This window comes from Chlamydiota bacterium, from assembly GCA_012729785.1.
Lineage (GTDB): Bacteria > Auribacterota > Tritonobacteria > UBA1439 > UBA1439 > UBA1439.
In genome coordinates this window covers 59,542-71,875 of the sequence record JAAYCL010000021.1, presented here as the reverse complement: position 1 = coordinate 71,875, position 12,334 = coordinate 59,542, and the positions used below count along the sequence as shown (strand labels likewise).

Here is a 12,334-nt window from a genome sequence, read left to right as displayed (position 1 = left end):
TCCGCCTCCGCGGCGCTCGGTTCGCTCCACATAGGTGGTGAGTGCGGCACCTTCTACACGTTCGGTGATCCCACGGAGACGCCGACCTGCACGCCCACGGAGACGCCGGAGCCCACGGCAACCGAGACGCCGGAACCCACGGCAACCGAGACGCCGGAACCCACGGCAACCGAGACGCCGGAGCCCACGGCAACCGAGACGCCGGAACCCACGGCAACCGAGACGCCGGAACCCACGGCAACCGAGACGCCGGAACCCACGGCAACCGAGACGCCGGAGCCCACGGCAACCGAGACGCCCAAACCGACGGAGACGCCGGTCCCGCCGACGGCCACGCCCACCAAGGCGCCCCCCCAACCCACCCCGACGCCCGAGCCGACCGCCCCCCCCTCCGACGTGGAGCTGACGCTCGACAGGAAGACCGCCGCGCCGAACATCGAGGTCAAGGCCTCGGCCTGCATACCTCCGATCGCCCCTTCGAGCGTCTTCGACGGGTACGTCCTCGTGCGGGATCCGGCGGGGAAGATCTACTCGGTGCGGCCCGACGGCGGGGCCGTTCCGGGTTACGTCCCCTACGTCGCCGGCGTGCGGGGATTGCCGAACGTCTGGTGCGGCACCCTGTTCACGCACACGATCTGCCCCGGCACCGCCGAGGGCATCTGGACGGTCGGGGCGGTGCTGGTGCCCGCGGGATCCCCCGTGGATCTCTCGAAGGCGATTGGCTGCGACCTGAAGGGTCTGGAGATCACCGGGTAGCGGGACAGGAGAGCTCGGAAGGATCAGGTTTCAACGCGGTCCGCGGCGCCGGAGGCGCTGCGGACCGCGTTGTTGCGTTATCTTCCGCCTGGTCGCAAGGTTCGCCATCGCCCCGGCGCGGCGCTAACGGCGATTCTTGAATTTCAGGCGCAGGGGCGCGCCTTCGAATCCGAAGGCGCGGCGGAGGGTGCTGGAGAGGTACTGGGCATACTGGTCGGCCAGGAGATCGCGGTTGTTGACGAAGAGGGAAAACGCGGGCGGTCTCACGCCGGTCTGCGCGGCGTAGTAGAGCCGACACCGCTTCCCCTTCAGCGAGGCGGGGGGGGTGCGTTCCCACGCCTGGTGCAGGATCCTGTTGAGGACCGGCGTCCCCACCCGCCGCTCGGTCTGCTCCCGCACAAGGAAGAGGGCGTCGAGGGAGCGCCCTATCCCCCGCCCGAGTTTCGCGGAGAGGAAGACCACGGGGACGTGGTTGAAGAACCGCATCCTGCCCCAGAGCGTCTCGCGATAACGCCGGGTGTCCCCGCCGCGGACAAGATCCCACTTATTGACGCCGAGGACGCACCCCCGCCCCTCGTCGAGGATGGAGCGGGCGAGCTTCTCGTCCTGCACCGTGACGCCCTCGAGGGCGTCGAGCAGCATCAGGGCGGCGTCGCACCGTTTCAGGCTCGCGCGGGTCCGCGTGAGACTGTAGTACTCCGCCGCCTCCCTGAGTTTTCCTTCCCTGCGGATCCCCGCGGTGTCGATCAGGGTGAGCACCTTCCCCCGCCATGACGCCCGCGTGTCGACCGCATCGCGGGTCGTCCCCGGCACCCCGTCCACGATCATCCGCTCCTCGCGGAGAACGGCATTGACCCACGAGGACTTTCCGACGTTCGGCCTTCCCAGGACGGCGACCCGGAGCGTCTCCCGCACCTCCTCCTCTTCGTCCTCGACGAGCGTTTCGACGAGGGCGTCGAGAAGGGCGTCCATCCCCCTCCCGTGCGTCGCGGAGACGGGGAAGACGTCCGGAAAGCCGAGGCGGTGGAACTCACCCGCGGCAGCCGCGGAGGCCTCGTTGTCGGCCTTGTTCACGGCGACGATGACGCGCTTCCCGGCCGCGCGCAGCAAGGCGGCGATCTCCCTGTCGAGCGGCACGAGCCCCTCGATCGCGTCCGCGACGAAAAGGACGGTGTCGGCCTGCTCGATCGCGAGCTGCGCCTGGCGGCGGGCCATCCCCCGGAGCGTGTCGGAGGAGTCGAAGTCGATGCCGCCCGTGTCCACGACGGTGAAGCGCCGCCCCCCCCACTCCGCCGTGGCGCAGATCCGGTCGCGCGTCATCCCGTAGGTGGAATCGACGATGGCGATCCGTTTCCCCGCGAGCCGGTTGAAGAGGGCGGACTTGCCGACGTTGGGCCTTCCGGCGAGGGCGACCGTTCGCATGGGGATCTCACCTTCCTCGGGCGGACCGCGTCCCCCCCGCTCAGCCGCCGACCCCCTGGAACTGCCGCAGGCCGTCCCGCGCGTACCCGACCCCGGAGACGACCGTGAGGGCGGCGGCGGGGTACAAGAAGATCTCGTGGTACGGCCATCCGCAGAGGACCCAGGCGCAGGTGACCATCTGGAGCGTCGTCGCGCATTTCCCCGCGACGCTCGGGCGCGGGGTCAACGAGCCGCACAGCATGTGAACCAGGAGGGAACCGAGCGCGATGAGCAGGTCGCGGCTGAGCACGAGCACCGGGAACCAGCTCGGGAGCCTCTCCAGGCGTCCCATCGGCACGCTGAGAACCACGACCGCCGCGAGCAGCAGCAGCTTGTCGGCGAGGGGGTCGAGGTACGACCCCAACACGGTCTTCCTGTCCTGCATCCGCGCGATCATCCCGTCGAACGCGTCGCTCGCCGCGGCGGCGACGAACGCCGCGAACGCCAGCCACCGGAACATTTCCTCGCCCGTCTCCCGGTAGCGCAGCAGCAACGCGACGAAACAGGGGATCAGCACGATCCGTATGAGCGTGATCAGGTTCGGAAGATTCAACATGCGGAGCCCCTTGCAGAATTGGGGTCAGATCTCAACTATACACTTACGTCAAAGCCCCTTGCAGAATTGGGGTCATACACTTACGCACGCGTCGCAGTTCTTGTGCACCCGCTCTTGCATCGCGATTGAACATCCGCCCGCGGCATGGGCAGCGACGCCCCGCGCTACCGTTGCGCCTTCTCGATCCTGCCCCAGGTGTCGCGGAGCGCCACGGTCCGGTTGAAGACCGGTTTCCCGGGGGCGGAGTCGGGGTCGACGCAGAAGTAGCCCAGCCGCTCGAACTGGAACGTCTCCCCCGGCGCGGCGCCGAGGAGGGCCGGTTCGACGAGGCACCCGGTCACGATCTCCCGCGAGGCCGGATTCAGGCACGTCCTCCAGTCCGTTCCCTCCCCTCCCCCCGACGGGTCCTCCGCCGTGAAGAGGTGGTCGTAGAGGCGCGCCTCCGCCGAAACGGCGTGGGCGGCCGAGAGCCAGTGGATCGTCCCCTTGACCTTTCGGCCGTCGGGCGCGTGCCCGCCGCGCGTGGCGGGATCGTACCGGCACCGGAGCTCCGTCACCTCCCCGGTGCGCGGGTCCTTCGTGAACCCGGTGCAGGTGACGAGGTAGCCGTACCGCAGGCGCACCTCGGCGCCCGGCGAGAGGCGGTGGTACTTCTTCGGCGGCTGTTCCCTGAAATCGTCCCGCTCGACGTAGATGACCCGCGAGAACGGGATCCTCCGCGTCCCCGCGGACGGATCCTCGGGGTTGTTCACGGCGTCGAGCTCCTCCGTGGTCCCCTCGGGGTAGTTCTCCACGACCACGCGAAGGGGCCGCAGCACCGCCATCCGACGGGCGGCGCGCCGGTTCAGGTCGTCGCGGAGGCAGTGCTCGAACAGGGCGATCTCCACCGTGCTGTCGGTCTTCGCCACGCCGATCCGCTCGCAGAAGCTCCGTATCGCCTCGGGGGTGCAACCGCGCCTCCGCAAGCCCGAGAGCGTGGGCATCCGCGGATCGTCCCAGCCCGAGACGCGCCCCTCCTGCACGAGCGCGAGGAGACGGCGCTTGGAGAGGATGGTGTGGCTCACGTTGAGGCGGGCGAACTCGATCTGCTGCGGGTGGCAGCCGGTTTCAAGGGCGTCGAGGAACCAGTCGTAGAGCGGGCGGTGGTCCTCGAACTCCAGCGTGCAGATCGAGTGCGTAATCCCCTCGATCGAGTCGGAGAGGCAGTGCGCGAAGTCGTACATCGGGTAGATGCACCACGCATCCCCGGTGCGGTGGTGCGTCTGGCGCCTGATCCGGTAGATCGTCGGGTCGCGCATGTTCAAATTCGGAGACGCCATGTCGATCTTCGCGCGGAGGACGTGCGCGCCGTCGGGGAACTCCCCCCGCCGCATCCGGCCGAACAGGTCGAGGTTCTCCTCCACGGAGCGGGTGCGGAACGGGCTCTCCCGGCCGGGCTCGGTGAGCGTCCCCCGGTGCCTCCGTATCTCATCCGCGCTCAAGCTGTCCACGTACGCCTTCCCCCGCCGGACGAGCTCCACGGCGAAGCCGTAGAGCCGTTCGAAGTAGTCGGAGGCGTAGTACAGGTGCGGGCCCCAGTCGAAGCCGAGCCAGCGCACGTCGCGCAGGATGGACTCGACGTACTCGACATCCTCCTTCGCGGGGTTGGTGTCGTCGAAGCGGAGGTGGCACCTCCCGCCGTTCTCGGCGGCGATGCCGAAGTTGAGGCAGATCGACTTCGCGTGCCCGATATGGAGGTAGCCGTTCGGCTCGGGGGGGAAGCGCGTCACGACCCGGCCGCCGTGTTTCCCGGAGGCCAGATCCTCCGCGACGATCTGGCGGATGAAATCCCGCGGAGGGGGGGCGCCTTCCGGGAGACGGCCGTTGCCGGTGGCGTTCATGGCGCCCGCCGCTCCCCTTCCGGGGCCCCGTCGGGGATTTCGAGGAGGGGGGCCCGCCGCAGACGGCCGAGGACCTTCTCCTTCCCGACGAGGACCAGCGTCTCGAAGATGCTTGGCGTCTCCGCGCGCCCGCACACCGCCACGCGCACCGGCTGCATCACCGCCCCCGCCTTCACGCCGCGCGCGGCGCTCACGGCGCGCAGTTCGCGCTCGATCGCCTCCGGGGTGAAGCCGTCGAGCGCCTCCAACCGGGCGGCCACGTCCGCGAGGATCTCCGCGGAGCCCTCCCTGCGGATATGCTTCCGGAACGCCGCCGGATCGATGTTCGGCGCGTCGGCAAAGAAGTAGTGCGCCTTGTCCGCAAGGTCCCGGAGCGTCCTGAACCTCTCCCCGAGCAGGCGGACCACCTCCTCCAGCCGCCCCGGGGAGACCGCGCCGGGCTCCAGGCCGTACGCCGCCAGGTGCGGCAGCGCCATGCGCGCGATCTCCTCCGCCGACCGCTTCTTGAAGTACTGCATGTTCAGCCACTCGAGCTTCTTCGTGTCGAAGACCGCGCTCTTCTTGTTCACCCGCTCGAGCGAGAAGGCCGCGATCAGCTCCGAAAGCGACATGATCTCGCGGTCGTCGCCGGGGGACCAGCCGAGGAGGGCGAGGAAGTTCACGAGCGCCTCGGGGAGGATCCCCTCCTCGCGGAACTGCCCGACGGAGGTCGCCCCGTGCCGTTTGCTCAGGCGCGACCCGTCGGGGCCCATGATGAGCGGCACGTGCGCGAAGAGCGGGACGGGAAGCCCGAGCGCCTCGTACAGGAGGAGTTGCTTGGGGGTGTTGCTCACATGGTCGTCGCCGCGGATGATGTGCGTGATCCCCATCGCCGCGTCGTCGACCACGCAGGCGAAGTTGTAGGTCGGGGTGCCGTCGGACTTCATCAGCACAAGGTCGCCGACCGCGTCGGGGGAGAAGACCATCCTTCCGTGGACGATGTCGTCCACCGCGATCTCCCGCTCCGGCTTCTTCAAAATGACGGCCTGTTTCGCGCCCTTCCTGTCGTCGGAGCGGTACGCCCTCCCCTCCGCGACCAGGCGCTCGGCCTGCGGGGCGTAGAGGGGGAAGCGGCCGGACTGGAGGATCGGCCCCTCGTCCCAGTCGAGCCCGAGCCAACGGAGGTTGTCGATGATGGCGTCCACCGACTCCCGCGTCGAGCGCTGGAGGTCGGTGTCTTCGATGCGGAGGATGAAGGTCCCGCCGAGGCGGCGCGCGAAGAGCCAGTTGAAGAGCGCCGTCCGTGCGCCCCCGATATGGAGGTGCCCGGTCGGGCTGGGGGCGAAGCGGACGCGCGGCGGGGCGGCGGGAGACGGGTTCACGGTCATCCGAACCCGAAGCCGCGGCTGATCTTGCTCCAGAGGGCGTCGGAGCTCCGGGACTCGACAAACCCCTTCCCCTCGCGCAGCGCCCGGCGATTGATCTCGACGAGGTGCTGGCGGTAGGGGGGGAGCATCTCCTCGACCGCGGCGAGGGCGGTTTCGATCCCGACGCTATCGCGCTTGGCCAGGTACGCCCCCAGGGCGACCATGTTGGCCACGCGGGTATTCCCGAGGCCGTCGGCGATGCCCGTGGCCTGGATGGCGATCACCTCGAGGTCCTTGCGTTTCGGGGGCCGGGAGACGAGGGACGAATTCACGACGAGGAGCCCCTTCTTCAGGAGCATCGGCTCGAACTTGACGAGCGACGGGAGGTTCATGATGATCGCGGAGGTCGGTTCGGCGACGACCGGCGAGGCGATCTCTTCGGCGGAGATGATCACGTTGCAGTAGGCGGTCCCGCCGCGGACCTCCGCCCCGTAGGAGGGCATGTAGGTGACCTGTTTCCCCTCCAGCATCCCCGCGTAGCAGAGGAGCTTCCCCATGAACATGATCCCCTGCCCGCCGAAGCCGGCGATGATGACCCGCTCTTCCTTCATCCCCGCCTCCCCGGCGTCATCTTCCCTCCCCCTCGGGGCAAACGTACTTGAACCGCCCGAGCGGGAACACCTCGGTCATCTTCTCGTCGATCATCTTCATCGCCACGCGCGGCTGGAGCCCCCAGTAGGTGGGGCACGGCGAGAGGATCTCGACGAAACCGAACCCCTTCCCCTCGACCTGCAGCCGCAGGGCGAGCTTGATCGCGGCCTTCGTCTTGGCGACGTTCTTGGGCTTGGAGACGGTGCAGCGCTCCACGAACTTCACCCCGTCGAACTGCGCGAGGAGCTCGGCGACCCGTATCGGGTTCCCCTCATGCGCGGCCGCGCGGCCGCGGGGCGAGGTCATGGTCTTCTGCCCGAGCATCGTGGTCGGGGCCATCTGGCCACCGGTCATCCCGTAGACCGCGTTGTTGACGAAGAAGACGGTGATCCCCTCCCCGCGGTTCGCCGCGTGGATGATCTCCGCCATCCCGATAGCGGCGAGGTCCCCGTCCCCCTGGTAGGAGAAGACGATCAGATCCGGACGCGCGCGCTTCATCCCCGTGGCGACCGCGGGGGCCCGCCCGTGCGCCGCCTCGCTCACGTCGAAGTTGAAGTAGTCGTAGGCGAGCACCGCGCAGCCGACGGGGGCGATGCCCACCACGCGCTCGCGAATGCCGAGCTCGTCGACCGCCTCGGCGATCAGCCGATGAACGATCCCGTGCCCGCAGCCGGCGCAGTAGTGCGTCTCGACGTCCCTGAGGCTTTTCGGCCGCGCCGTCCCGCGTTTCATTCAGGCATCCTTCCCGTCTTCGCCCGCCCGCACGGTCACCTTCTCTTGAGGCCGTGCGCCTCGACGACCTTCTCGATCGCCGCGTTCACCTCGGCCTTCTGGATCACCTCGCCGCCCGGCTTGCCGAGAAGCTCCACCTGCGCCGGCGATTTCCCGAGGGCGAGGCGCACATCCTGGATGAGCTGCCCGGCGCTCATCTCGACCACGAGGACGACACGCGCCGCCTTCGCGGCCTCGGTGAGCGCCGCCGCCGGGAACGGCCAAAGCGTGACCGGCCTGAAGAGGCCGACCCGGTACCCCCGCGCCCTGAACTCCTTGAGCGCGGCGCGGCAGGTCCGCGACGGCGTTCCGTAGGCGACCAGGAGGAGCTCGGCGCCGTCGGTCTGGAACGACTCCGCGCGCATCTCCGTCTCGGCGATCTGACGGTATCTCGCCTGGAGCTTGTTGTTGTGCGCGAGGAGCTCGTTGTCGCCGAGCACGAGCGAGCGCACCTTGTTGGGCTCCCTGCCCGCGCACCCGGTGAGCGCCCACTCCTTCGCCGGGAGCCGCGCATGCCGTTTGGCGGAGATCTCCACCGGTTCGACCATCTGCCCGAGCACGCCGTCCCCGAGGATCATCACCGGGTTCCGGTATCTGTCGGCGAGATCGAAGGCGAGGAAGACATGGTCCACCAGCTCCTGCACGCTCGCGGGTGCGAGAACGATCACGTGGTAGTCGCCGTGGCCGCCGCCGCGGGTCGCCTGGAAGTAGTCGGCCTGGCTCGGGCCGATGTTGCCGAGACCGGGGCCGCCGCGCATGATGTTCACGATGACCGCGGGGAGCTCGCACCCCGCGATGTACGAGATCCCCTCCTGCATCAGGCTGATGCCGGGGCTCGAGGAGGAGGTGATCGCCCGGGCGCCGACCGCGGAGGCGCCGAAGACCATGTTGATGGCGGCGAGCTCGCTCTCGCTCTGCACGAACTGCCCGCCGACCTCCGGCATCCGCCGCGACATATAGGAGGTCACCTCGTTCTGCGGCGTGATCGGGTAGCCGAAGTAGCACCGGCACCCGGCCGCGATGGCCGCCTCCGAGAGCGCCTCGTTCCCGCACATCAGCTTCTTTTTCGCCATGACGTCACCGTGCTACGGTTCCGGGGGTGTCCCCGCGGGGTCCAGTTCGGGGGGGCGGGGGGCGTGCGCAGGGGCCGGGGTCTCCTCCCGGTCCACCTCGATGATGACGTCGGGGCACATCATCGCGCAGAGGCCGCACCCGGTACACTCCTCGATGCGGGCCGGCTGCGCGAAGTGGACCCCCTTGTCGTTGAGGGACTTCGACATGGCGATGACGCCCTGGGGGCACGACTCCACGCAGAGTTCGCACCCCTTGCAGCGCGTGATGTCTATGGTGACCCTAGCCATGCAGCGTCCGTCCTCCCCAGTGGAGCTTCTCCCTGAGCAGCGTGAAGTGCGTCCTCCGCGGGGAGGCGAGCAGCGTGAGCCGCCCCTCCGCCTTCGCCACCGACACCTCGTCGCCGTCCGCCAGCGCCTCGTTCACCTGCCCGTCTATCGAGAGCGTCGCTTCGCGCCCGTGCGTCGAGATCCGCGCCCGCACCGCTTTCCCGCCCGGCACGATGATCGGACGGTTCGTGAGCATGTGCGGGCAGATCGGCGTTACCATTATAGCATCCAAGGCGGGGCTGACAAGGGCCCCCCCCGCGGAGAGCGAGTAGGCGGTGGATCCGGTGGGGCTCGAGATGATCAGGCCGTCGGCGACGTAGGTGACGAGGAACTCGTCCCCGATAAACGTCTCCAGCGCCATCAGGCGCGCCTGGGCCCCCTTCCCGATCACCGCGTCGTTCAGGGCGACGTGCGCGCAGATCTCCCGCCCGCCGCGCACGAGGGATACCCTGAGCATCATCCGCTCCTCGGCGCGGAGCCTCCCCCGGAGCGCCTCCTTGAGGCACCGGGAGGCCCCGGCGCGCGCGGTGGCGGTGAGGAAGCCGAGGCCGCCGAGGTTGATCCCCATCAGAGGGACCCGGCTCCCGGCCACGATGCGCGCCGCCTTCAGGACCGTGCCGTCGCCGCCGACGCTCACCGCAAGGTCCGCCTCCCCCCGCAGGGTTTCGTCGTCCCTGGCTATCGCCTCCTCCCCGAGGAGCCGGGCGGTCTCCGGATCGGCGACGAGGCGCATCCCGCGCCCGCGCAGGAACCGCGCAATCCGCGCGACCGTCGCGGCCGCCCCCCTCTTGCGCGCGTTGGCCACGAGGGCGACTGTGCGGATGCCGCGCCGTTTCGCCGCGTTCGTCTTCACGGTTTCCTCGCGTGGATGAAAAACTCCCGGTTGCCCGCGGGCCCCGTCAGCGGGGATTCGGCGATCCCCATGATCTCGAGCCCGCACCGCTCTGCCGCCAGGCAGGCGTGCCAGACGACGCGCGCGTGCACCCGCCCGTTTCGGACGACGCCGCCGCGCTGCACCTCGCTCCGCCCCGCCTCGAACTGCGGCTTGACCAGGGCGACCAGATCTCCCCCTCCGACGATCAGGCGGGAGATCGCCGGGAGCACCTTGTCGAGCGATATGAACGAAAGGTCCACGGTGACCAGCTCCGCATCCCGCGGGAGATCCTCGCGGGACAGGTACCGCGCGTTTGTCCGTTCCCGCACGACGACCCGCGGGTCCTCGCGCAGGCGCCGGTCGAGCTGCCCGCGCCCGACGTCGACGGCGATCACGGAGGTTGCCCCCGCCTTGAGCAAGCAGTCGGTGAAACCGCCCGTGGAGGCGCCCAGGTCGAGGCAGTGCCTCCCCGAGACGGGGACGCGGAACGTTTTGAGCGCGGCGTCGAGCTTCTCCCCTCCCCGCCCGACGAAAGGCGCGGGGGCGGCGACGGCGAGCGCGCACCCCGCGTCGACCGCCTTCCCCGCCTTGTCGGCGCGACGGCCGTCCACGGTCACCGTCCCGGCCATCACGGCGCGCCGGGCCTTCTCGCCGCTTTCGAAGAACCCCCGCTCCACCAGCAGACGATCAAGACGGACCTTCATCGGCTATCGGGTGCCTGGGTTGGCGAAAGGGGGACGGGCGTTAGAACCGGAAGCGGTCGAGGATCCGGCGGGCGACCGATGCGGCGTCCAGGCCGAGCGACGCCAGCATCTCGCTCCTCTCCCCCTGCTCCACGTACTGATCCCCTATCCCGAGCGGCAGCAGCTCGGCGCCCGCCGCCCCCTCCTCCGCGAGGAGGGTGAGCGCGCCGCTCCCCAGCCCCCCCTCGAGGGCGTTCTCCTCGAGCGTCACGATGCGCCCGGGCTTCCGGGCCGCGGCGAGGATCGCCTCCCGGTCGAGCGGCTTGATGAAACGCGCGTCGATCACCGCGGCGCTCCGGCCCTTTTGCAGGAGAAGGTCCGCGGCGACCTCTGCGACGCCCGCCATCGCCCCGGCCGCGAAGATGACGACGTCGTGGCCCTCCCTGAGGCGGCGGGACCTGCCGGGCGACAGCGGCGGCGCGGCTTCACACGCCCGGGCGGGAATCGCCGCGCCCTTGGGGTAGGCGATCGCGCACGGGCGCCTCGCCGCGATCGCCCAGGCGAGCATCTCTTTGAGCTCCCCCGCGTCGGACGGCGCCAGGAGCGTCAGACCGGGGATGTGCCTCAGGGTGGAGAAGGCGAACTGCCCGGAGTGCGTCGGGCCGTCGGAGCCGACGATCCCCGCGTGGTCGACCGCCAGCACCACCGGGAGGTTTTGGAGGCATACATCGTGGATCACCTGGTCGTACGCCCGCTGGAGGAATGTCGCGTACAGGGCGACCACCGGCGTGCAGCCGCCCGCGGCGAGGCCGGCGGCGAAGGTGACGGCGTGCTCCTCGGCGATCCCCACATCGAAGAAGCGGTCCGGGAACTCTTGCGCGAATCCCGACAGCCCCGTCCCCCCCGCCATCGCCGCGGTGACGGCGATGACCGACGGGTCGCTGCGGGCGATCCGCGCCAGCGCCCCGCCCATCTCGTCCGACCACGACGGCCCGCCGTTCTCCTCTTTCGGCTTGCCGGTGGCGATGTCGAAAGGGCTGGTCCCGTGGAAATACTCCTGGTGCCGCTCGGCGTGCGGATACCCTTTCCCCTTGACGGTGCGCAGGTGGAGGAGCAGCGGCTGGTCCATCCTCTTCAAGCGCCGGAGCATCTCGACGAGCTTCGGGATGTCGTGGCCGTCCGCGGGCCCGAAGTAACGGAACCCCATCTCCTCGAAGAGCATCCCGGGGACGACGAGGTTCTTCACGCTCTCCTCGATCCGCCGCGCCGTCTCCAACACCCTGCTCCCGACGCCGGGGATCGTCTTCACGAGCGCCTGGAGATCCGTGCGGACGCTGTTGTAGATCGGGGAGCTGATGATCCGGTTCAGGTAGGCCGAGATGGCGCCGACGTTGCGGGAGATGGACATCGCGTTGTCGTTGAGGATCACGAGGAGATTCCGCGCCCGGTGCCCCGCGTTGTTCAACCCCTCGTAGCAGAGCCCCCCGGTGAGCGAGCCGTCGCCGATGACGGCGACGATCTTCTCGAGGCCGCCGCGCAAATCCCGTGCGGCGGCGAGGCCCAGCGCCGCGGAGACCGCGGTGCTGGCGTGCCCCGCGCCGAAGGCATCGTGCGGACTCTCCCCCCGGCGGGGGAACCCCGCGACGCCGCCCAGGCGGCGCAGCGTGTCGAAGGAGGCGTTGCGGCCGGTGATGAGCTTGTGGGCGTACGCCTGGTGCCCCACGTCCCAGACGATCGCGTCGCGCGGCGTGTCGAAGACGTAGTGGAGGGCAAGGGTGAGATCCACCGCGCCCAGGCTCGAGGCGAGATGCCCGCCGTTGGAGGAGACGACCCGGATCAGGCGCTCGCGGATTTCGCGGGCGACCTCCGGAAGCTCGCGCACGGAAAGCTTCCGCAGGTCCTCGGGGGACTCGATCTGGTCAAGGTAGCGCATCGTCTCTGCTTTCGGGGGGGCAG

General features: G+C 69.6%; 12 protein-coding genes. 1 reads left to right on the top strand and 11 read right to left on the bottom strand.

Annotated elements, in window-relative coordinates; translation table 11 throughout:
* The coding region (locus tag GXY35_04760; protein ID NLW93895.1) for a hypothetical protein at window positions 1–756 on the top strand (756 nt) is incomplete at its 5' end.
* 123 nt (window positions 757–879) lie between these two features.
* Here GXY35_04760 and der read toward each other — a convergent pair.
* The 11 genes from der to GXY35_04705 form a co-directional block, all read right to left on the bottom strand.
* Window positions 880–2,178 (bottom strand): ribosome biogenesis GTPase Der, encoded by a 1,299-nt coding sequence (gene der, locus GXY35_04755; GenBank protein NLW93894.1) that lies wholly within the window; start codon window positions 2,176–2,178, stop codon window positions 880–882.
* Window positions 2,179–2,218: 40 nt separating this feature from the next.
* Window positions 2,219–2,773 (bottom strand): CDP-alcohol phosphatidyltransferase family protein, encoded by a 555-nt coding sequence (locus GXY35_04750; GenBank protein NLW93893.1) that lies wholly within the window; start codon window positions 2,771–2,773, stop codon window positions 2,219–2,221.
* A gap of 164 nt (window positions 2,774–2,937) precedes the next feature.
* Complete coding sequence (locus GXY35_04745; GenBank protein ID NLW93892.1) at window positions 2,938–4,653, bottom strand: glutamine--tRNA ligase/YqeY domain fusion protein; 1,716 nt, start codon at window positions 4,651–4,653, stop codon at window positions 2,938–2,940.
* A complete protein-coding gene (locus GXY35_04740; GenBank protein ID NLW93891.1) occupies window positions 4,650–6,020 on the bottom strand; it encodes a glutamate--tRNA ligase in 1,371 nt (456 codons plus the stop codon). Before GXY35_04740 ends, GXY35_04745 begins: the two co-directional genes overlap by 4 nt.
* Window positions 6,017–6,610, bottom strand: a complete 594-nt coding sequence (locus GXY35_04735; protein NLW93890.1) for a 2-oxoacid:ferredoxin oxidoreductase subunit gamma — start codon at window positions 6,608–6,610, stop codon at window positions 6,017–6,019. The genes GXY35_04740 and GXY35_04735 overlap by 4 nt, the downstream gene beginning before the upstream one ends.
* A 16-nt stretch (window positions 6,611–6,626) precedes the next feature.
* Entirely contained in the window at window positions 6,627–7,382 is a 756-nt protein-coding gene (locus GXY35_04730; GenBank protein NLW93889.1) for a 2-oxoglutarate oxidoreductase, read from the bottom strand.
* Window positions 7,383–7,417: 35 nt separating this feature from the next.
* A complete protein-coding gene (locus tag GXY35_04725; GenBank protein ID NLW93888.1) occupies window positions 7,418–8,494 on the bottom strand; it encodes a 3-methyl-2-oxobutanoate dehydrogenase subunit VorB in 1,077 nt (358 codons plus the stop codon).
* Between the two features lie 12 nt (window positions 8,495–8,506).
* The gene (locus GXY35_04720) at window positions 8,507–8,782 is read right to left on the bottom strand and encodes a 4Fe-4S dicluster domain-containing protein (GenBank protein NLW93887.1); all 276 of its coding nucleotides are present in this window, start codon (window positions 8,780–8,782) and stop codon (window positions 8,507–8,509) included.
* The gene (locus GXY35_04715; GenBank protein NLW93886.1) at window positions 8,775–9,674 is read right to left on the bottom strand and encodes an NAD(+) kinase; all 900 of its coding nucleotides are present in this window, start codon (window positions 9,672–9,674) and stop codon (window positions 8,775–8,777) included. The genes GXY35_04720 and GXY35_04715 overlap by 8 nt, the downstream gene beginning before the upstream one ends.
* A complete protein-coding gene (locus tag GXY35_04710; GenBank protein ID NLW93885.1) occupies window positions 9,671–10,399 on the bottom strand; it encodes a TlyA family RNA methyltransferase in 729 nt (242 codons plus the stop codon). Before GXY35_04710 ends, GXY35_04715 begins: the two co-directional genes overlap by 4 nt.
* 40 nt (window positions 10,400–10,439) lie before the next feature.
* On the bottom strand, window positions 10,440–12,311 hold the full coding sequence (locus GXY35_04705) for a 1-deoxy-D-xylulose-5-phosphate synthase (GenBank protein NLW93884.1): 1,872 nt from the start codon (window positions 12,309–12,311) through the stop codon (window positions 10,440–10,442).
* Window positions 12,312–12,334: the final 23 nt, after the last annotated feature.